The sequence below is a fragment of the Microcoleus asticus IPMA8 genome, assembly GCF_013179805.1.
Taxonomy (GTDB): Bacteria; Cyanobacteriota; Cyanobacteriia; order Cyanobacteriales; family Microcoleaceae; genus Microcoleus; species Microcoleus asticus.
On sequence record NZ_SRRZ01000101.1, the window covers coordinates 1 to 20,271 of the forward strand.

Sequence of the window (20,271 nt, forward strand, 5' to 3'; positions counted from 1 at the left end):
AATTGATACAAAAAAAACTTATCTTTAACCGAGCTTGAATATATCGATCACTCTTGTTATTGATTTGCGATCGATTATTCAGCAAGCCCTAGATAGCGACCTGAATGAAGCCGGAAAAACCTTTTTAATTTCTCTACTTCCAAACACCCTCCCCTAACTCTACTCTGCGCCCTCTGCGGTTCATTTTCCCACAAAAAAAGAGGCGCAATTGCGCCTCCCAAATCTTTCATGTCAGGGTTCTAAACACTAACAGCCACTTTCGCTTCTTTTGCAGTCAACTTCTCGTAAGTCGCCCGCATCTTCAATCCCACTAACACTTGGAACAAACCAGTTCCATTGTTAGAACCAGGATATTCGCGGTGCTGGAGCAACAGGTGAGTTAACTCGCCTTCGTACTTCGTAGAAATCTTGCTCAAATGGCTTTCGATGTAAATAACTTCTTCGAGATTCTCGAATTGACCATCTACTTCCAAAATCGAGACTTCGTGACCGTAGAAAGCATCGGGCCCGTAGTACATCTTAATTCCGGGATAGGAACAAGTCAGCTTGCGACCGCAAGGAACCCAGTTAATTGTTGAACCTTCGTCAAACAAATACGCAGGCTCAAAATTGGCGATGCCTTCGCGCTGGATCATCTGCACGCGCAGAACTTTCCGCTCCTTGTCATCTTTGATCAAGTTGGTCGGCAACACTTGAATTACCACATCAGCATATTGCTTTTGCGGGTCGATGTAGGCGGTAAAATCCGGTTTGCGAGCATTGATGGCAAACAGCACGTCTTCGTAACGGTGGCCCCGTTCCGCCATGTCGCGCTGGATTTTCCAAGCAATTTTTACCTCGTCGCTGATGTCGAGGTAGACGCTGAAGTCGATGAGCGATCGAACTCGCTCGTCGTAAAGGGGATGCAGCCCTTCAATCACAATCACGTGATTCGGCTCTACCCGCTCAGGAGGATCGAGCAGACCGGTTTCGTGGTTGTAAATCGGCTTGTCGATCGCGTGACCTTCTTTGAGCGCCTTCATTTGCTCGGCCATCAGGTCAAAATTGTTCGCTCTGGGGTCAAGGGCTGTAATCCCTGTTTCCTTGCGCTGCTTGCGATCGAGACAATGATAGTCGTCAAGGCAGATTACCGTAACGAAATCTTCCCCGAACAAATCTGTCAATCGGCGCAAAAAAGTAGATTTTCCGCATCCGGAGTCTCCGGCAACGCCAATTAAAACCACGCGATCCGGCTTACTGGTCATAGTTTCCCTCTAACAAAATCACTGTTTACTAACTAACTCAAGTCTAGATTCCACAAAATTTCAGTCCCCAGATAGCGACAAGCAGGCTTTGTGCGGCTTTGCTACCCCGAGACGATGGAGTTCTCACCAGCATACAGCAGTCAGTTGACTGCCTGCCCGGGAAGACCCAAGCAATCTTCAACGCAAGTAATTAATACTAACTTTAGTGGTTAATCTTACCAGAATGCATCGGCTCCCTACAAGCTCAACCTCATTAACTGGTGAAATCCTCCTTTAGGCTGTACTGCATTTAAATTGTATATTTCAATCCCCAATTCCCCCTAGAGTCAAATCCTCCAACCCTCTACCTTCTACCCCTCCCCCTCGAATCCTGTCCCCGAATCCCCAAATCAGAAGGACTTATCGGGGCAGATCCCCCGATCGGGTAAAATATTTGCAGTACGCAGACAACAATAGCTATAGGTCAACAGCCGAACGCAAGAGGGCTCGGTGAGCGCGGCGTTCGGCTAGTAGGGATTGGATACGCGAGCGATCGCAACTTCAACACTCCTGCCGGCGTGGCGAGGCCCAAAAATTGGCGCGGCCAATTAGTCCCGATGGCCTTAAGAAAAAAGTAAATTGAGTCTAACGTCACATTCTCTTTCTTTATAACTCTGTATCGTGAAGGAAAATCAACAAATGTACAGCCCAAGCATATCTGGTGTTGCGGCAAACTCAGAATCAGGCAGCCGCATCTTTGTCTACGAAGTGGAGGGTATGCGTCAGAGCGAAGCAACTGACCAAACAAGTAACCCGATTCGCCGTAGCGGCAGCGTATTTATCTCCGTGCCCTACGAGCGCATGAATCAGGAAATGCGCAGAATTGCTCGCATGGGTGGCAAAATCGTCAGCATCCGCCCCTCAAACAGCGCTCCCGAAACTAATAATGGCAAAGTCGCACCAGAAGCAGGGCTACAGAGTCAGAAATCTGGAGAAAAAACTAAGCCCATGACTCAAGCAAAGGAAAAAGTTCAGGTTCCTGTTAACCTCTACAAGCCTGCCAATCCCTATATTGGTAAGTGTATTTCTACAGAAGAATTGGTCAGAGAAGGCGGCGAGGGTACAGTCCGTCACGTCAAATTTGACATTTCTGGAGGCAAGTTACACTATCTCGAAGGTCAAAGTATCGGGATTATTCCCGATGGGACTGATAAAAACGGCAAACCTCACAAAATTCGCCTTTATTCGATCGCCTCCACCCGTCACGGAGACGATGTAGACGACAAAACAGTCTCTCTGTGCGTCCGCCGCCTAGAGTACAAAAGCCCAGAAACCGGTGAAAAAGTCTTTGGTGTTTGTTCTACTTTTCTCACCGGTTTGGAACCTGGAGATGATGTCAAAATTACCGGCCCTGTAGGCAAGGAAATGTTATTGCCTGACGACGAGGAAGCCACCGTGATTATGATGGCTACCGGTACGGGTATTGCTCCTTTCCGGGCTTATTTGTGGCGGATGTTTAAAGAAAACAATCCAGATTACAAGTTCAAAGGTTTAGCTTGGCTGTTCTTTGGAGTTGCTTACACTCCCAACATTCTGTATAAAGAAGAGTTGGAGCAATTGCAACAAGAATTCCCCGATAATTTCCGCTTGACTTATGCCATCAGCCGCGAACAAAAAAATGTTGACGGTGGCAAGATGTACATTCAAAACCGGATTCAAGAAAACGCAGACCAATTGTGGGAATTGGTTCAAAAACCAAATACTCACACTTATATCTGCGGTTTGAAGGGTATGGAAGGCGGAATTGATGAGGGAATGTCTGCTGCTTCTAGCAAGTACGGCGTTGACTGGGCTGGCTATCAGAAACAGTTGAAGAAAGAGCACCGTTGGCACGTTGAAACTTATTAATCTGTTACCTGATTTAATCTGATTTGTAGGGCGGGCTTGGCTCGCCCTACAATTATTTTTAGGGCAATTGTATCCGACTGGTAAGGTACTGAATGCGTACCCTACAATACTATTTTGATTGCTACGGTACGGGAATAGCCTACAATGGTTGTGGCTTAATTGAGTTTCTACGGGTCAAAGTCGTGGCTTTCAAAATTGGTTTGTTAGGTTTGGGTACAGTTGGCGCGGGAACAGCAGAGATTTTGCTCTCCCCAGATGGCCGCCATCCGCTGTTGCAGGAATTGGAAATCTATCGGGTGGGAGTGCGCGATATTTCTCGAACTCGGTCTTTACAATTGCCAGAAAATGTGCTGACAACTGACCTAGAAGCGATCGCAACTGACCCGGAAATTGATATTGTAGTAGAATTGATTGGCGGATTGGAACCGGCGCGATCGCTCATTCTGCAAGCTATTGCCAGCGGCAAGCACGTCGTCACTGCCAACAAAGCAGTTATCGCCCGCTACGGGAATGAAATCTTCGAGGCAGCCAACAACAAAGGCGTTTACGTAATGCTAGAAGCTGCTGTCGGCGGCGGCATTCCGGTCATTCAAAGCCTGAAACAATCTTTAGGTGCAAACCGCATTCAAACTCTCACCGGCATCGTCAACGGCACAACTAATTACATCCTGACGCGGATGCAAACAGAAGGCGCAGACTTTGCCGAAGTGCTCGCCGACGCTCAGCAATTAGGTTATGCTGAAGCTGACCCCACAGCAGATGTAGATGGATTAGATGCGGCCGATAAAATTGCTATTTTAGCCTCGCTAGCTTTTGGTGGACGCATCAAATTAGCAGATGTTCACTGCGAAGGTATCAGAAAAGTTAGTGCGGCTGATATTAACTACGCCGACAAGCTGGGATTTGTGATTAAATTGTTGGCTATTGCTCAAGAAACCTCCCGCCGCAATGGCGAGCAAGCGCAGGGAGAAAGCGAACTGCTGTCAATTCGAGTGCATCCTAGTTTTGTGCCGAAAACTCATCCGCTGGCGAGTGTTAACGGGGTTTACAATGCAATTTTAGTGGAAGGAGAGCCGATCGGGCAATTGATGCTCTACGGGCGCGGCGCGGGTGCAGGCCCGACAGCTAGCGCCGTAGTATCCGACATCATGAATGTGGCGGCCATCCTGAAAACCGAAACTGTTCCGATTCCTCATCCTTTGCTGAGTTGCAGTCACCAACACTACTGCAAAATTGCTCCGATGCAGGAACTTGTTACTCGCTTTTACGCCCGTTTTCTGACGCGCGATACTCCGGGGGTAATTGGCAAACTCGGCACTTGTTTCGGCAATCACAAAGTTAGTTTGGAATCAATTGTGCAGACGGGGATTCACGACGATTTAGCAGAAATTGTCGTCGTGACTCAGGATGTTAGGGAAGGTAATTTTCAACAAGCACTCGATGAAATTCGCGCGATGGAAGCAGTCCATAGTATTGCTAGCACGTTGCGAGTTTTGTAAAAATGATTTGCTAGGGGCGGGTTTCGCATAGAATATTTGCTAATAATTGACGGCGTTGCTGATTCACGGTATGAATCACCTTTTATCGGAAGTTACAAAACTCACCCTCAAGCGGGCTTATAGCAATTGCGAAATCTTGAATTCATACCTGTATCCAGCAACGCCTAATTGACAATCTATAAAACCCGCCCTCTCGCCCAACGATAAATCCCGATGTACATTTGGCGGATTTGGTAGGGGCGGGTTTCACAGACAATATTTGCCAATCATTGACAATCTATAAAACCCGCCCTCGCTCGCCCAACGATAAATCCCGATGTACATTTTTCGCATTTGATATAACTAAAAGTTGATGTGGGCGACCAGTTGTGTGGGGGCGGGTTTATGTAGATTGTTTATAGTAATTAAATATTGTTGGTAAAACCCGCCCCTACCAGATAATGAAAGGAACAGAATTGGATTTTGTCGATCGCCAAACGGGAAGGCACTTGCTAGATTCCCTCTACGAAAAGTTTGCAAAACCCCAACTGCACGATACTTTTAAACCCAATAACCCTTCAATTTACATCCGGCACGAGCAAGGGCAAGTTATTGATGGAAATTATATCATAGAAATAGTGTTTGAAGACTCTCGCACTGGTTTTTATGCTGAAAGTCGCGTTCCCATTTCTGGCAATAATCCGCCTGTTATGGTGATTCGCGGATACGGTTCTTGGTATCCTTTCGAGCGCGTTTTGGAAGATACACCCGATGTATTTATGGCAAAACTAGAACGCCAGTTAAAATCGGCGCAAACTGCGGGTGCTATTGATTGGATAAAGCAGCAATTTCACAGCGGAAATCCGCCCGATGTCATCGGAGAAAGTTTGGGCGGCAAAGTTGCTCAGCAAATAGCAGCAAAATACCCGGATTATATTAGATCGACTGTAATTTTTAATTCTTTGGGCGTTTCGGAAAAGTTAGCTAAAACTTCCACCGCTAACAATGTTTTTCACTACTTTACTTTAGGCGAAAGGTATGCTTTCTGGGCAAATCAAGGCGATTACATACCGGGAACGATTTTTGTGATTTCTCAGAGAGGCAACAACTGTTGTTATAAAATCGAAGAGGCGATCGTCCGAATGGCGCGTTTTGAAGGCAAGTTTCTCAAAAGGCGCGCGATTGTGGCAATATTGGCTCAGTTGCTGTTGGTAAACAGACACAATGCGATCGTCCTGAACAAGCGGCGGCCGGTAGTCGTTCAGATCGATCGCACTCAATTGCAAGTTTTCCGAAAAAACCGCTTTGTGTAAACTCAGACAGAATTGCTTCAGGCTGCAGATGGCTAATTTTCCCGCGCTGCGACGGCGAGAACCAGACAAAGTGCCGATATCGCCTTTTCCCATTCTTGCTTTACGGCGGTGGGTTGAACTTCATCAAAGGCGCTAACTAAACGAGGGATCGATCGCTCTAATGACGATCTAGGAATTGATTTGTGCAGATCGACTAAACGAGTTAAACTTTCTTGATTCTTCAAAAAACCGACTACCCATTTCGTAGCATGATCTGGACTGTCAGGGACGTTTTTAATTCCTAGTTCTGTTTGCAACCAATCGTAAAAAAGCGGAAGCTTTTGAGCTAAAACAGTTCCAGCAGTCGGCAAAGTTTCTTTTAGCAACCGACTATCCAGACTTCCCAAGAGTTGCTTGAATTCCGGTGAATCGAGCAAGCTGGTTAATGGAAGTGAAAGCAGGGCTTCAGAAGTGTCAGGGGATACATTTAAAGTCCGCGAAAATGTTGGAATCATTGAATAGTATGTGGTATGGATGACTTTTGTAGCATAACAATAACGCGGATCGAGGAATATGAGGTAGCTCATATTAGCAATATTGTAACATCTAGATCGCCAAACAAGCATCTAAATCTAGCTGTACAGATCTGCGTAGATCTGCGTGTATCTACGGTTAATAATTCCCCCTTAAATATTCTACACAAATTCTCCCTTAGCAACCATCACCACCTTACCACCAACCAAAACTGCTATTTCCCCTTCATTTTGGGCTGCTTGTAATAACAGCAAAGAAGGTCGATCGATTTCATAACCCTGCTCAACTCTGATATCAATTTTTGCTGCCCCATAATAAGCATATTCTACTAAATATCCAGCCAAACAGCCGTTAGCACTGCCAGTCGCCGGATCTTCAGGAATTCCTAATGAATGGGCAAAAACTCGGACGCTTAAATCATTAACGTCGCTGTAAGTTTCTGGGCAAAATATCAAAATTTCTTTCGCTTCCATTCTACCAATTAGCTCAAAATATTTATCTAAGTTGACTTGAGCTTTTTTGAGCGAGGCGAGAGTTTTTAACGGTACAATAATAAACGGCACTCCCGTAGAAACTTCTTGAATTGGGAAGTTTGGATCAATTTCATCTGGTTCTAAATTCAGGACATTTGCCAGACTTTCGGCTGATAAAACTTGACCAAAACTAGGCGGGTTTTGTCGCATCCACAAAATATCTGCCAATTCATTGTGATAATTAAAAGTAACTGGAATTTGACCGACGGCTAGATTGAGAATTACTCGATCGACCTTTTCGCGAATAATCTCTTGCTGCAACACAAACGCAGTCCCCAAAGTCGGATGACCGGCAAAGGGCAATTCCTTCTTCGGCGTGAATATCCGCACGTCATAGCCGCCATCTCGCGGATCGGGCGATCGAATAAACGTAGTTTCTGAATAATTGATTTCCCTCGCTATCAGCAGCATTTGGGCCTCAGATAGTTCGGCCACTTCAGCACCGCAAAATACAGCTAGTTGATTGCCAGCATATTTTGACTCCGCAAACACGTCAACTATATAAAAATTCACATTTCCCTCGTTCAACAGTAGTTTGTGTACCAGCGGTTTCAACCGCCGAGCATGATAAAAGAGGTTTTTAACTTGCTACTTCAAACAGCGAATTGCTTCTAACATTCCCCTGGCTTTATTGAGAGTTTCTTCGTACTCCATATCTGGGTTAGAATCAGCCACCAAACCAGCACCGGCTTGCACAGAAACCGAATGTTTATCCCCTCCTTGAGATCGAACAACCATAGTCCGAATTGCGATCGCACTATTCAACTGTCCCTCAAAATCATAATACCCGTAAACCCCAGAATACGGCCCCCGGCGACAACCTTCCAACTCGTGCACAATCTCCATCGCCCGAATCTTCGGAGCACCGCTAACCGTACCCGCAGGAAAACCAGCTTTCAACAAATCCCAAGCTGTCTTATCCTCAGCCAATTCTCCCACCACATTGCTCACAATGTGCATGACGTGAGAATAACGCTCAATTTCCATTAATTCGTCAACTTTTACAGTACCGTTTCGGCAAACTCTGCCTAAATCGTTCCTGCCCAAATCAACTAACATGACGTGTTCCGCAATTTCTTTCGGATCTTGCAGCAATTCAGCAGCCAAAGCATCATCTTCTTGAGGAGTTTTACCCCGGCGGCGAGTACCGGCGATCGGCCGCAAAGTTGCAATCTTCTTGCCGTCAGCAGTATTTTCCGCCTTCACCATAATCTCTGGACTCGAACCGATAATCTGCCAATCTCTGAAATTAAAATAAGCCATGTACGGAGAAGGATTAATCAGACGCAAAGATCGGTAAAGTGCAAAAGCATCGCCGCTGTATTCAGCTTCCAAACGCTGGGAAATAACTACCTGAAAAATATCTCCCGCTTTGATGTAATCCTTAGCTTTTAAGACATTGGCACAATACTTTTCACGGGTAATATTGCTAGTGTAAGCCAATTCTGTATTTCCGGTTGTGGAACGGGCATCTTGCCCGTTATTGGGAGGTGTCCATTCTATGAGAGTAGATTGCTGGGAAAGTGGCGATTTCAGCTTATCAACTAACCGAGAAACCCGATCGCACGCTTGCCCGTAAGCCTCCGCCAAATCAACGCCAACCTCGCGCAAATCCGCATAGGCGAGGGCCCAAATTTTTCGCTTCACCTGGTCGAAAATCAGCAAATTATCAACCTGCATCCACAACCCATCCGGCAAATCATTCTCGCTGGCGGGATGCACCGGAACTCGCGGTTCTATCCACTTAATTAACTCATAACCCCAAAAACCGAATAGCCCGCCAATGCCCGGCGGTAACTGCGGCAATTTGACGGGTTTGTAAGACTGCAAACATTCAGTTAAAGCCGCAAACGGATCGCCCGTAAATACTTTTTCGGAACCGTCGCGGTAAACTTGAGTTGTGCGATCGCCCTTAGCCTCCAAAATCCACAGCGGATCGCACCCTAAGAAACTATAACGCCCGAGTTTTTCCCCACCTTCCACCGACTCCAGCAGAAAACTGTAAGGTTGACCCGCACAAACCCGATACCACGCAGACACCGGCGTATCCAAATCAGCAACCCATTCTTGATACACGGGTACAAAATTGCCTTGTTTCGCCAGTTCCGAAAATTGTGAGAAATCGGGGAATATCATATATATCAGAAGGAAGAAGGAAGAAGGAAGAGGGAAGAAGGAAGAGGGAAGAAGGAAGAAGGAAGAGGGAAGAAGGAAGAAGGAAGAAGTAAAATGCAATCCTGGCAATAATTTCAGCGATTAAAAGCGCCCTAACCGTCTTGGTACTCAATAAGCAAAAGACGGAAACCAACATCCCTCCGGCGACTGATACTCGCCAACTGCCATCACCGCCATCGGCTTGAGGGCACGCAGCCCCTCTTGCAAGCACCAGCGAAACAAACTTGCATACCTCAGGGGCAAGTGAAAAGAAAGCAATTCTTCTGAAATGTACGCAGCAGCCCCCAAGAGCAAAGCCTGCATATCCGCTTCTGTTTGGGCGACGCTGTGGCTCAAAGCAGACACCGCACAAGTATAAGCCACAATCTGACCTTGCCGGCAGGCAACGAAGGAAGAAAATTCATTCAGGGCGTCTTCAATCTCCGAAGTTCGATCGCACCTGCAAAGTTTTTCGCACAAAGCGGCACATTCACCAACATCCTCACTAGCCATCGGTCGAACCTCAAACCCATGCTGCGGCTGGCTGCGAAACTTGCCCTCCATTAACACGAAAGGTTCCTTCACCTCAAAACCCAAAGAAGCGTACAGCGACAGCGACGCCATATTAAAAGATTCTTGAACCAAACGGATGCCCACAGCGTCCTGTCCCCGTTCCAGCAAAGCTTTCATGATTTCCCGTCCCGTGCCGCGGCCTTGAAAAGTTCTATCGACACTGACGGGCCCGATACCGCGAATCGGGTTGCGTTCGTCCATAAATCCGCAGCCGACAACGGCACCGGAACTCTCGGCTACTATGTCAAAAAACAACGGACTTTCGATCAGAAAGTCTATAATTTCAGTTGAAAACTCCAACGTCGGAAAATCTGTATGAGGGAATTGATGCCGATCGGAAATATCTTTAAAAGCTTCATAAGTAATGCGAGCGCAAACATCGATATCAGAAGGCTGCGCTCGCCTGATTGCGACATTCATTTTTAATTTAACGATTAACTTTTAATAAGATTAGAATTTTGCAGTAGTATTTGGGCGCTGCGGGCTTAGCCTCCCGCGCCCGAATACTACTGCAAAAACAAGTTTACAAGCTGAGCCTTACAGGGAATATTACCTATGTTTTGCTCAGCCATGCAGTCGTGGTCTAAGGATCGAAAGTCTTCTTACCGGTGAACTTAACCTTAATCGGATTGGGATTGCTGCCAATATTGCGGTCAATCTTACCGTTGTAGGGACGACCTTCGTTCACCTTCTCAGGGAACACGCCATCCTTGGGATGCAGGTACTCAGTAGAACCGTCAGGAAAGACGCGGTAAATTTTGTAGTTCGAGATTTTGAATTTTGCCCGCAGTTGCTGGCCGCCCAAAGCGATGCACTGCTCCTTCCGGGGCAGATGCAGCAAGTTGTCGCCTTGACGCATAATTGCAGCGCCGCCACTCGGCATTTCAAACACCTGTTCCTTGGGGCTAGTCCAAGTGATCGCGTACTTCTCTTCAACTAGCGCCTTGGTCAGCAAGCCGCCGGTGCTGCCGCCGAAAAGAGGGGGTTGTCCAGTGAGTTCTTCTGCCATAAACATATCCAAAGGATTTTTACGGCATCGTATCATCATGACGCGACACGGCTGTCGAAATTGTAAGGAAAGTTAACAGTTTTTGGGCGATCGATCTTTTCAGATAATTAATAATTAGTAATTAATAATTGATAATTGGTAATTCCCACCAAAGTTAGAAAACAGAATTATGAAGCACGAATCCCGAAAAAACAATCAAAAAAAACAGCAATTATTCGGGTGCTTGTGGCGCACCCGAATAATTGCACATTCCCCCAATTTCCCCCCACACACGATCGAATAATTTACTGCGTCAACCTTAAGTCAAGAACCAATTAGGGTCATAGCCGCGCGGAATTTGACTCAAAGCAGTCCAAGTTTCTCGCTCGACAATCCCGTCGGCCTCAATCCCAAAGCTTTTTTGAAATGCGCGAACACCTTTCTCCGTCAAAGTAGAAAAGTCTCCGTCAACTTTACCGCCATAATGCTTGGAAATCTTGAGAACTTCCTGAACAGTAGCGACTGCTTTTCCAGAACTGCCGAGTCTGAGTACCGGCATATTAACTGGAGCTTCAGTATAAAGCGCCTGCCAAGTGAGCGGCCCGACAATGCCGTCCGGCGACAAGAAAACCCGAAACTGAAACAGTTTCACAGAAAATTCAACTGCTTTGTTAAAAATTCCTTTAGCAGGCTGCCGGTAAACTTGCAACTTCGTTAGCAGTTGTTCGAGTTCCAATACAGCTTTACCTTGAGAACCTAATTGCAGTTGTGGCTTGTTGGCCATAGTTTGAGTAGATTTCATCTGGCTTGTAGGTGACATAATCGATTTTCCTACCCTCTAGGTTTGAGTATTCTTATTGGAAAAAAGTTTTTCCGGGCGAAACATTTGCATCCTAAACTTTTCACGAATCAACACTGGCGGTGGCAGTGCCTCAACAGATTCGATCGACTTTTACCATCTCAGGACTTGTGTAAAGGAGACTTAATACCATTTTAGATTTTAGATTTTAGATTCGGCATGACTGATTACTATCGGGGTTTGCAGCTTACCTACAGTTGGATTCTTTTTTTAAACTGATATTAATTTTCGGCAGCCTCCCTAGGAATTCTGTCGCCAAACCGGGTTTAAGACGGCAAGCGCGTCTTGAATCTGCTTTGATACTTTCGATCGTAAAGCTGAACACCGCGCAGCCACATCACCTTTAAGGCCTATCTCACAGGGTGAGGGTTGAGGGTGAGACTGGGTGTGGCAGCGGAGGCGGGTTCTGCCGTAAAAACTTTTCTGTGCTATCCTTTATCGTCTGATCGATTAACTCGATCGAGACTTGCGCGCTCCGACGCTCACCAACCCGATTTTTTCAGTTTGTTCCAAGGCTTTAAGCCAATATTTTATTTAAAAAACCCAGTTTTTCTCCAAGTGTTGTTAATCGGCGCAGCCAAAATACTACAAAAGATTTGTTATAGGACTTACGGTAATTTACCAAATTTATAATGGCATTCTGGACAGACCAATCATATATAGCAATCCTTGCAGGAGTCGTATTTTTTTTACCCACCCCAACTCTCCCCGAACCCACTGGGAGTCTGTAAGAAGTTCACAAATGATGCGAGGATGGCGAGATTTATGAATTTGATTGCTAATACTAGCGATGCTTCGGAATAATCCCATCCGGGCAAAACCCAGCCAAAAACTGAAAACATTCCCAATACAATTACAATTTATATGGTGGTGTTTGCCAGCAATAACAGAAAATTATCGACACGATTGTGATTCTGATTGCTGACGGCGAACTGGGAATACCGGAATTAGTTCAATAAAAATTGTTTGCGCCATTTTTTACAACTAAAGCAGGCAAAGGTACGGGATTTAAAATGTTGATTATGGCTCCGATAGTAACTAAAAAACCTTGGGAATGTGGGAATATTGGTAATCGCTAGAAGGTGGAACAGAGTTGGCGATGGGTATTCCGATTTAGGGTACACCGAGGGGTAGTTTGCAGTAATCAGTCATCAGTGATTAGCGATCGGTTAACTGTTATCAATTGAGTCTAAACAGTGGGAATAGTAAAGTGAAATTCACTTCCTCGGTCTTTTCCTGCGGAATCTACCCAAATTTTACCGCCCCAGCCAGCAACAATCTGCTTGCAAATTGCTAATCCTAAACCGGTACCGCCGGCGCTGCGACGCAAAGCTCCTTCTTCTTGATAAAATCGATCGAACACTACTTTTAAACTGTTCGCCTCTATTCCCCTCCCCGTATCGGCTACGAGCACTTCCACCATCCGAGAACCGTTACATTGAGCTTTAACAGTCACGCTTCCCTCGGGTGTCGTAAATTTGCAAGCGTTGTCTAGCAGTTTGGAGAGAACCTCCACCAACCACTCTCCGTCAGCTTGCACTAAAGGCAATTCTGCCGACACTTCGGCGATAATTTCCGGCAACTGTCTATCGGCCGTGCGCGATCGCACGCTGCTGAGGGCCAAATCAACGCATTCTTGCAGCGTCAGCGATTCTACATTCCATTGAACTCGCCCGCTTTCTAAGTGAGAAAGAGTTAAGAAATCCTGCACGAGTTTTCGCATTCGATCGGCATCGCCGAGGGCAGTTTCTAACATGATTTGCCGCAATTCTGCGGGCATATCTGGTTCGGAGTTCAAACTTTCCAAACAAACTTGAATTGTAGAAAGAGGGGTGCGGAGTTCGTGTCCGGTGATGGCAATTAGATTGCTGCGAGTGCGGTCTAATGCTTCTAATTGTTGGTTGAGTTCTTCTAAATGAGCGTAGGTTTCTGCTTGAATTAAGGCTGCTCCGAGTTGGGTGGCGATCGCCTCTACTAAAGAAATTTCGTCTTCTTCCCAAGGCAAAACCGCTCGGCACTGGTGCATTTCCACCATGCCCAAAACCCGCCCCTGATAAAGCACTGGCACCATTAACCAAGAGACAATTTGCCAAGTTTTTACTGTTTTTTCTAGGTATTGTGTATTGACAATCAGCGGGTGTTGTGATGTGTCTTGGATGTAAACTCGCTCTTGCCGCGCCACCGCGTCGCTCCATATTTGATTTTCCTGCAACAGCCAAGTCTGATCCAGCAGGGAACTAGCGCCCGGAGCCAAAAACTCGCCATCGATTTTGACCGCCACATCTGTGGCCTTGCACCGATAAATCAAACATCGGCTTGCCGACAGGGCAGTGCCCAGTTCTTGGACTGCAACTTCGACGATTTCTTGCGGGTTGAGAGACTGCCGCATTGCCGTGGTAATTAAGTTTACCAGGCGTTCTTTGCGTTCCTGAGCGGCGATGGCGCTGTATGCTTTGAGCAATTTGTGCTGGCCTGCTTGCAAGTAGGTTACTAAGCGTTCGGTAAAAGCATCGCTCAACTTTGGATTGGGAATTTTTGAGTTTTTTGGCGCACTTATGTCGGGTTTTGTGGCTTTGGAGGCGGCGGATTTCCTCGTTTTTTTCGGTGTTTTGACTAGCTTGTAAGTAGTTCGCGCTCGATCGATCTTTTCGGCCAATTCGGGGCGATATTTGACAATTCTATCGAGCAACAATGCGGCAGCTTTGGAGCTTACCTCGCGGTCGAACGTCCAAATTCCTTCAAATCTGCGAGCTTGATCCATCACCAGCGGTCCGCGCTCGTCTTGGTTTTCGATCGGCACAATTTTTTCTTGACAAATCAGGCAAGTAGAGTAGTGTTCCCCCAGCACTACTAAGTGCCACTCTTTACTTAATCCGTCCTCCGGTGCAAACGCCACAGTTTCGTGACACTCCGAAGCATTTTTAAAGTCAGTTTCCGGTGCTGCCAGCACGTATACCTGAGAGGAGCGCGAGGCCATTCGCCGGTAACGGTGAGCTTCCTGGCGGTAGAAGCGCTCTCGCTGAAAGCTTGCAATGACTAGCGGTGCGTCGGAACCCGCCAAAACCAAGTCTTCCATAGCGTGAGACAGGGCTGTCATGGAAGATTTGAAATAAATTTGTGCGCGCAGTTGGGGCAAAGCTTGCAGAAGTTCTGCCAGTAACGAAATAGGGACGATCATCTAGCCTTAAACGTGCATTTTTGCCGATGACAAAACAGGATCGATAGGAGGTTTAGATCGATCGCTTTTCAGTATCTGATACATTTATGCGTCATAACACGACTGTTTAAGTCATATCATGCTGGCAATATCACTTAGACGAATCTAAGCAGAGGTATCGCTCCAAGACCTTGAGATCTTCCCAAAGTCACCTGCTTTTACGTCTAGGTTTTGACGCTAACTCATCTATTCAGGCTTGGATTCGGGCGTTAGCACTCTCACCATTCAGACTTGTTAGGCACCGCTTGCGGATATCTTGCATTATACTATTCTGGAGCTATTTGATATCAGTGCGATCGGTATAGGTTTTTGACGAGCGAGCTACTTGGTAATTAAACTTTATAAAAGCACAAGTAATTGGCTATTAGTTAAAAACTAACGACCAATTATTTTGAGGACTGATCCCAAGAAACCCGGTTTTACCCACAATGTATGAATAAACCGGGCTTCTGACACCGAGCGTGTAAGTCCTATTTTTTTTTGAGGCATCGCGCCTGAGTATAAATGCTGCGGCTGTGGTTGTATCAGGCTAGTTCGCCCCCTTCGTCGTTGCCTCCCGGAGATGATTTGTAGAGAGCATCTAATTGTTCGCGGGCGTCTTGGACAGTCAGCGAACGCATCACTAACAGTGGCTCATTGACAATGTTGCCGTGTTCGTCTAAAAGTTCTGGATGCGGTACAGATTGAGATCGAGGAGAGGATGCGTAGGGATTATTTGCCCTGAATTGTTGAGGGCGCTGGGACTCCATACCTACGGTGACGAGACTGCGGATTAAGTTACCGACTGCCAGAAAGGCAAGAACGGTAAAAGCTAAAATATAAAGCAGGTGCAACATTATTTTCTCCTCCGGGCTAAACAGCCACACAGCAATTTACAAATGTGTTTCAGCAAGTAATAACTTATTAACGGGAAATCTGTTTGAGGTTGTCAAGTCAGCCAACACATTTCCACAAGTTTGGGATTTGAGTGCAAGTTTAACTTGAATTCGCTTCCTTATTTTCCTGGGGGAGCTGACTGCAATGAGCGAAAGCGCGCCGATACTTGCCAGCATTCGGCGAGCAGTCTGTGCCACGGCATCAATGCTGCGGTTTCAATGCCAACTTGACCTCCAGTTGCTTGAAATAGAGCTTTAGCAGCGCCTACTTCTTGCTGAGCCTGCTTGACTCGCGCCAGCAAGTCAGATTGATCTTCGCCGCTGAGAAAGGGAATTTCCTCAGTTTCTAAAAGCTTTGCCGATCGGTCGAACCAGTAATTGAAATCCTCTAACAGCGGTTCCAGTAACGCTTTGAGCAATTCTGATTCGGGCAAGTTGGAATTAAGCATGGATCAAAAATGGGTTATTTATCATTATAGTCTTAAACGGTCTTTACAATCTGTAACATATTTTTAACAAAATTTCAAGAATTTAACAACAATTAGCAGGTGGGTGTGAATAAATTTAATTGTGTCAGCAGCGATTTTTGAGTCGAAATCCCAAAATTATGCCAAATTAGTTCGCGATCTCATGGGTGGTTAGAAACCGGGTTTTTTCAGGCAATACTTGGTTACAGCCCACCAAAATAGTAAAAACCCGGTTTCTGAGAGTCGGAGTGCGTCCCCGACTAAACGTCGCAACCATCAGGGCAGTTGCTGTAATTTCCCAGGGTGTGCCCCAGCCGGAAGTCGGCGCTTGCTGTCCCAATCTGAGTAAGATAGAAGCAACTGCAACTAAATTAATTGCTAATTCAGCCGATGTCTAGCTCAGAATCCATGTCCGCTCCAGAAGAGTCCGTTAAGATTGAGTTGCCCCGCACGAGTGAGTCGGAGGCACTAAAAAAAATTCGCCACACCACCTCCCACGTTATGGCGATGGCGGTGCAGAAGTTATTTCCCAAGGCGCAAGTGACGATCGGCCCTTGGATTGAAAATGGTTTCTATTATGACTTTGACACTCCCGAACCTTTTACGGAACAGGATTTAAAAGCCATTAAAAAAGAGATGATCAAAATCATCAACCGTAAATTGCCTGTAATTCGCGAAGAAGTCAGCCGCGAGGAAGCGGAACGCAGAATTAAGGAGATTAACGAACCTTACAAATTAGAAATTTTAGAAGGTTTGATCGAACCAATTACTGTTTACCATTTGGGCGAGGAATGGTGGGATTTGTGCGCTGGGCCTCACTTGGATAATACCAGTGAGTTGAATCCAAAGGCGATCGAGCTAGAAAGCCTAGCAGGCGCTTACTGGCGCGGCGACGAAACCAAAGCTCAGTTACAGCGCATTTACGGCACTGCTTGGGAAACTCCCGAACAGCTAGCAGCATACAAACACCGCAAAGAAGAAGCATTAAGGCGCGATCACCGCAAATTAGGTAAAGAATTAGGCTTATTTATTTTTGCCGATCCGGTGGGCCCTGGTTTGCCTTTGTGGACGCCGAAAGGCACTGTTTTGAGAAGTATTTTAGAAGATTACTTGAAACAAGAACAAATCAAGCGCGGCTATTTGCAAGTTGTGACTCCCCACATTGCCAGAGTCGATTTGTTCAAAATTTCTGGACACTGGCAGAAATACAAAGAAGATATGTTTCCGCTGATGGCAGAAGATGCAGAAGCGGCAGCAAACGAACAGGGTTTTGTCATGAAACCCATGAACTGCCCTTTTCACATTCAAATTTACAAAAGCGAATTGCGTTCCTATCGCGAATTACCGATGCGCTTAGCGGAATTCGGCACAGTTTACCGCTACGAACAATCGGGAGAATTGGGGGGTTTAACGCGGGTGCGCGGCTTTACGGTGGATGATTCCCACTTATTTGTCACGCCGGAACAGTTGGATGCTGAATTCTTGAATGTGGTGGATTTGATTCTGTCTGTCTTCAAGAGTCTGCAACTGAAAAACTTTAAGGCACGTTTGAGTTTCCGCGATCCGAACAATTTAGAGAAATACATCGGTTCCGATGAAGCTTGGGAAAAGGCTCAAGGTGCAATCCGCCGCGCGGTGGAAACTTTGGGAATGAATTATTTTGAGGGAATTGGGGAGGCGGCTTTTTACGGGCCGAAACTCGATTTCATTTTCCAAGATGTCTTGGATAGAGAATGGCAATTAGGAACTGTTCAGGTAGATTACAATTTGCCAGAACGTTTTGATTTGGAATACGTTGCTGAAGACGGCACTCGCAAGCGTCCGGTGATGATTCACCGCGCTCCTTTCGGTTCTTTGGAACGCTTGATCGGGATTTTGATCGAGCAGTATGCCGGGGATTTTCCGCTGTGGTTGGCGCCGATTCAGGTGCGGTTGTTGCCTGTAAGCGCCGAGTTTTTGCCGTTTGCGAAGGAAGTGGCGGCTAAGATGAAAGCGCTAAATATTCGCGCTGAAGCTGATGAGAATAGCGAGCGTTTGGGCAAGTTGATTCGCAATGCTGAGAAGGATAAAATTCCGGTGATGGGTGTTGTGGGTGCGAAGGAAGTTGAGGCGAATAGTTTGAATATTCGGACTCGCGCTTCTGGGGAGTTGGGGGCGATTTCGGTTGATGAAGTGATTGCGAGGTTGCAGGCGGCTATTAGCAGTTACGGCGATTTTTAGATATTGCAAAATTCCACCCTGCAATAATATACTAATCTATTGTGGGGTGGATATTCTACTTGCTCGCTCACTCCTAAATTTCAAATAAGTTCAAGTAGCGGTACAACTGTAATTATTCACTTCTAAGGGGAGTTATTCAGAACATGACTTTTTCATACCAAACTGCCTTTGATGCTCGCACTGATTTAAAAAAATACAATGAAAATGCTTTAGCTCTTTTTGCATTACAGCTTAGATTTCAAATTGAGGATATTGACACCGTAGCCGCCAGCTCTCTCACAGGAGGAGGTGATGATAAAAAATGCGATTTAATCTATGTGGATAAGGAAGCCGGATATATTATTGTTATACAAGCCTACATGGCTCAACTTCCTACTAATAAACAAACTGCATCATCTAATAAAGCTTCCGATCTTAACACCGCAGCAGCTTGGCTATTTAATTCTTCTCTAGAGGATCTACCTGAAGGAATTCGCTCTGCTGCTGGAGAAGTTCGGTCTTCACTCGAAGCAAACCAGATCAGATTCGTACAGTTCTGGTATGTACACAACTTACCGGAATCAAAAAATGTTAAAGATGAACTTCAAATGGTAGAACAGACAGTTAATAATGCCGTGAGAACACAATTTACAAATTCAGAGGTTGAAAATGTAAGTACCCTAGAAGTAGGTCAAAAAACACTGGATGAGTGGTGTCGTGCTTTAGAGGCTCCTATCTTAGTTACTGATAAGTTTACTATTCCTATATTAGGAGGGTACACTATATCTGGCAATGATTGGGAAGCCTTTGTAACAGCTATTCCTATTACATGGCTATATGAAGTATTTCAAAACTATTCTGACAATCTATTTTCTGCCAATGTCCGAGGATATCTGGGAAGTAGAAAAAGTGACAACAACATCAATAATGGCATTAAAAGCACTGCCAAGGATGAGCCAAATAATTTTTGGGCTTTTAATAATGGTATCACAGCTTTAGTATCGGAATTTACATTTAAGGATGCAGAAGCTAACCAATCTCAAGAAATAGGTAGTGCTGATACACTAGAAATTAGCGGAATTTCTATAGTGAATGGAGCGCAGACAACCGGAGCATTGGGTAGTTTAGATACTTCTCCTGACGGTACAGGATATGTACAAGCTAGGTTTGTAAAATGTAATAATATCAGCACGATCAGAAAAATAATTGAATACAACAATAGGCAAAATGTAGTCGAAGCATCTGACTTCCGCAGTAACGATTCAATCCAGCGACGCTTGCGTGAAGAGTTTGCAAATATTCCAGATACAACTTATTATGGTGGCAGAAGAGGTGGCTCTACAGATGTGATCCGCCGTCCATCTAACTTGTTACCATCTGATACAGTTGCTCAAGCTCTTGCAGCATTTCATCAAGATCCGGTAATTGCATATAATAACAAATCTGATATCTGGAGAGTAGATACGATTTACTCTAAATATTTTACCGAACAAATATCAGCCAAGCATATTGTATTTGTTTATTCTTTACTTCGCAGTGTAGAGGCTAAGAAACTTCGACTTTTGGATAAGAGTAAAGCAAGCTCTCTGTCTGAATCAGAGGAGAAACAATTGGACTTTTTGCAAAGACGAGGTGCTCACTTCCTAATTACCTCAGCTATTGCTAATTGTCTCGAAACATTCCTGGATAAACTAGTTCCTAATGCTTTTAGAGTTTCTTTTGATACGAAAGTTTCACCAGAAAAAGCGGAGGAATTTTGGGAACCAATTGTAGAAGTTACTATTCCTTTTTGTAAACACCTGCTTACCGCCGTCAAAAAAAGTCTAAATAGTAATGATGACGCAAAAGAGGCAATCAGTAATTTTAAAGCTGTGGTAGAATCAACTAAAGAGTATCATGTCTCTCGTTTTCAAGCTTTCGCAAATGTCGTTCAGATTCGCTCTTAAATCTATATATAATGACACTAATGCC

The 20,271-nt window shown here is 45.5% G+C and carries 16 protein-coding genes; 6 read left to right on the forward strand and 10 right to left on the reverse strand.

Annotated features, from left to right (window positions below):
• Positions 1-239: 239 nt before the first annotated feature.
• Positions 240-1,244, reverse strand: a complete 1,005-nt coding sequence (locus E5S67_RS23090; RefSeq protein WP_172190707.1) for a phosphoribulokinase — start codon at positions 1,242-1,244, stop codon at positions 240-242.
• A 678-nt stretch (positions 1,245-1,922) separates the two neighbouring features.
• Here E5S67_RS23090 and cpcD/petH point away from each other — a divergent pair.
• The 3 genes from cpcD/petH (at position 1,923) to E5S67_RS23105 (ending at position 5,922) form a co-directional block, all read left to right on the forward strand.
• Positions 1,923-3,131, forward strand: coding sequence for a bifunctional rod-capping linker CpcD/ferredoxin--NADP reductase PetH (gene cpcD/petH, locus E5S67_RS23095; protein ID WP_172190708.1), 1,209 nt, complete (start codon positions 1,923-1,925; stop codon positions 3,129-3,131).
• A 182-nt stretch (positions 3,132-3,313) separates the two neighbouring features.
• Positions 3,314-4,630: a homoserine dehydrogenase gene (locus tag E5S67_RS23100; protein WP_172190730.1), complete on the forward strand. Its 1,317-nt coding sequence runs from the start codon at positions 3,314-3,316 to the stop codon at positions 4,628-4,630.
• A 440-nt stretch (positions 4,631-5,070) separates the two neighbouring features.
• On the forward strand, positions 5,071-5,922 hold the full coding sequence (locus tag E5S67_RS23105) for an alpha/beta hydrolase (RefSeq protein WP_172190709.1): 852 nt from the start codon (positions 5,071-5,073) through the stop codon (positions 5,920-5,922).
• A 32-nt stretch (positions 5,923-5,954) separates the two neighbouring features.
• Here E5S67_RS23105 and E5S67_RS23110 read toward each other — a convergent pair whose 3' ends face one another.
• The 9 genes from E5S67_RS23110 to E5S67_RS23150 form a co-directional block, all read right to left on the reverse strand.
• The gene (locus tag E5S67_RS23110; protein WP_172190731.1) at positions 5,955-6,416 is read right to left on the reverse strand and encodes a hypothetical protein; all 462 of its coding nucleotides are present in this window, start codon (positions 6,414-6,416) and stop codon (positions 5,955-5,957) included.
• A gap of 180 nt (positions 6,417-6,596) precedes the next feature.
• Positions 6,597-7,481, reverse strand: a complete 885-nt coding sequence (locus E5S67_RS23115) for a PhzF family phenazine biosynthesis isomerase (RefSeq protein WP_172190710.1) — start codon at positions 7,479-7,481, stop codon at positions 6,597-6,599.
• Positions 7,482-7,556: 75 nt separating this feature from the next.
• Complete coding sequence (gene trpE / locus E5S67_RS23120) at positions 7,557-9,104, reverse strand: anthranilate synthase component I (protein WP_172190711.1); 1,548 nt, start codon at positions 9,102-9,104, stop codon at positions 7,557-7,559.
• 147 nt (positions 9,105-9,251) lie between these two features.
• Positions 9,252-10,115: a GNAT family N-acetyltransferase gene (locus tag E5S67_RS23125; RefSeq protein WP_172190712.1), complete on the reverse strand. Its 864-nt coding sequence runs from the start codon at positions 10,113-10,115 to the stop codon at positions 9,252-9,254.
• A gap of 163 nt (positions 10,116-10,278) precedes the next feature.
• A complete protein-coding gene (psaD, locus tag E5S67_RS23130) occupies positions 10,279-10,704 on the reverse strand; it encodes a photosystem I reaction center subunit II PsaD (RefSeq protein ID WP_172190713.1) in 426 nt (141 codons plus the stop codon).
• A 298-nt stretch (positions 10,705-11,002) separates the two neighbouring features.
• Entirely contained in the window at positions 11,003-11,503 is a 501-nt protein-coding gene (locus tag E5S67_RS23135) for a peptidoglycan-binding domain-containing protein (RefSeq protein WP_172190714.1), read from the reverse strand.
• 1,228 nt (positions 11,504-12,731) lie between these two features.
• On the reverse strand, positions 12,732-14,720 hold the full coding sequence (locus tag E5S67_RS23140) for a DICT sensory domain-containing protein (protein WP_172190715.1): 1,989 nt from the start codon (positions 14,718-14,720) through the stop codon (positions 12,732-12,734).
• Between the two features lie 563 nt (positions 14,721-15,283).
• Complete coding sequence (locus E5S67_RS23145; RefSeq protein ID WP_172190716.1) at positions 15,284-15,595, reverse strand: DUF2973 domain-containing protein; 312 nt, start codon at positions 15,593-15,595, stop codon at positions 15,284-15,286.
• 158 nt (positions 15,596-15,753) lie between these two features.
• The gene (locus E5S67_RS23150) at positions 15,754-16,083 is read right to left on the reverse strand and encodes a DUF2605 domain-containing protein (RefSeq protein WP_172190717.1); all 330 of its coding nucleotides are present in this window, start codon (positions 16,081-16,083) and stop codon (positions 15,754-15,756) included.
• A 266-nt stretch (positions 16,084-16,349) separates the two neighbouring features.
• On the opposite strand from E5S67_RS23150, the gene E5S67_RS23155 reads away from it, so the two are divergent.
• The 3 genes from E5S67_RS23155 (at position 16,350) to E5S67_RS23165 (ending at position 20,246) form a co-directional block, all read left to right on the forward strand.
• Positions 16,350-16,499, forward strand: a complete 150-nt coding sequence (locus E5S67_RS23155) for a hypothetical protein (protein WP_172190718.1) — start codon at positions 16,350-16,352, stop codon at positions 16,497-16,499.
• A complete protein-coding gene (gene thrS / locus E5S67_RS23160) occupies positions 16,492-18,321 on the forward strand; it encodes a threonine--tRNA ligase (RefSeq protein WP_172190719.1) in 1,830 nt (609 codons plus the stop codon). The genes E5S67_RS23155 and thrS overlap by 8 nt, the downstream gene beginning before the upstream one ends.
• Positions 18,322-18,464: 143 nt before the next feature.
• Entirely contained in the window at positions 18,465-20,246 is a 1,782-nt protein-coding gene (locus E5S67_RS23165) for an AIPR family protein (protein WP_172190720.1), read from the forward strand.
• Positions 20,247-20,271 lie beyond the last annotated feature (25 nt).

Coding starts and splice junctions, on each gene's coding strand:
- E5S67_RS23110 (WP_172190731.1), bottom strand. CDS start 6,416: ATGATTCCAACATTTTCGCGGACTTTAAATGTATCCCCTGACACTTCT.
- E5S67_RS23150 (WP_172190717.1), bottom strand. CDS start 16,083: ATGCTTAATTCCAACTTGCCCGAATCAGAATTGCTCAAAGCGTTACTG.
- E5S67_RS23135 (WP_172190714.1), bottom strand. CDS start 11,503: ATGTCACCTACAAGCCAGATGAAATCTACTCAAACTATGGCCAACAAG.
- E5S67_RS23090 (WP_172190707.1), bottom strand. CDS start 1,244: ATGACCAGTAAGCCGGATCGCGTGGTTTTAATTGGCGTTGCCGGAGAC.
- E5S67_RS23165 (WP_172190720.1), top strand. CDS start 18,465: ATGACTTTTTCATACCAAACTGCCTTTGATGCTCGCACTGATTTAAAA.
- trpE (WP_172190711.1), bottom strand. CDS start 9,104: ATGATATTCCCCGATTTCTCACAATTTTCGGAACTGGCGAAACAAGGC.
- psaD (WP_172190713.1), bottom strand. CDS start 10,704: ATGGCAGAAGAACTCACTGGACAACCCCCTCTTTTCGGCGGCAGCACC.
- E5S67_RS23105 (WP_172190709.1), top strand. CDS start 5,071: ATGAAAGGAACAGAATTGGATTTTGTCGATCGCCAAACGGGAAGGCAC.
- cpcD/petH (WP_172190708.1), top strand. CDS start 1,923: ATGTACAGCCCAAGCATATCTGGTGTTGCGGCAAACTCAGAATCAGGC.
- E5S67_RS23125 (WP_172190712.1), bottom strand. CDS start 10,115: ATGAATGTCGCAATCAGGCGAGCGCAGCCTTCTGATATCGATGTTTGC.
- E5S67_RS23140 (WP_172190715.1), bottom strand. CDS start 14,720: ATGATCGTCCCTATTTCGTTACTGGCAGAACTTCTGCAAGCTTTGCCC.
- E5S67_RS23145 (WP_172190716.1), bottom strand. CDS start 15,595: ATGTTGCACCTGCTTTATATTTTAGCTTTTACCGTTCTTGCCTTTCTG.
- thrS (WP_172190719.1), top strand. CDS start 16,492: ATGTCTAGCTCAGAATCCATGTCCGCTCCAGAAGAGTCCGTTAAGATT.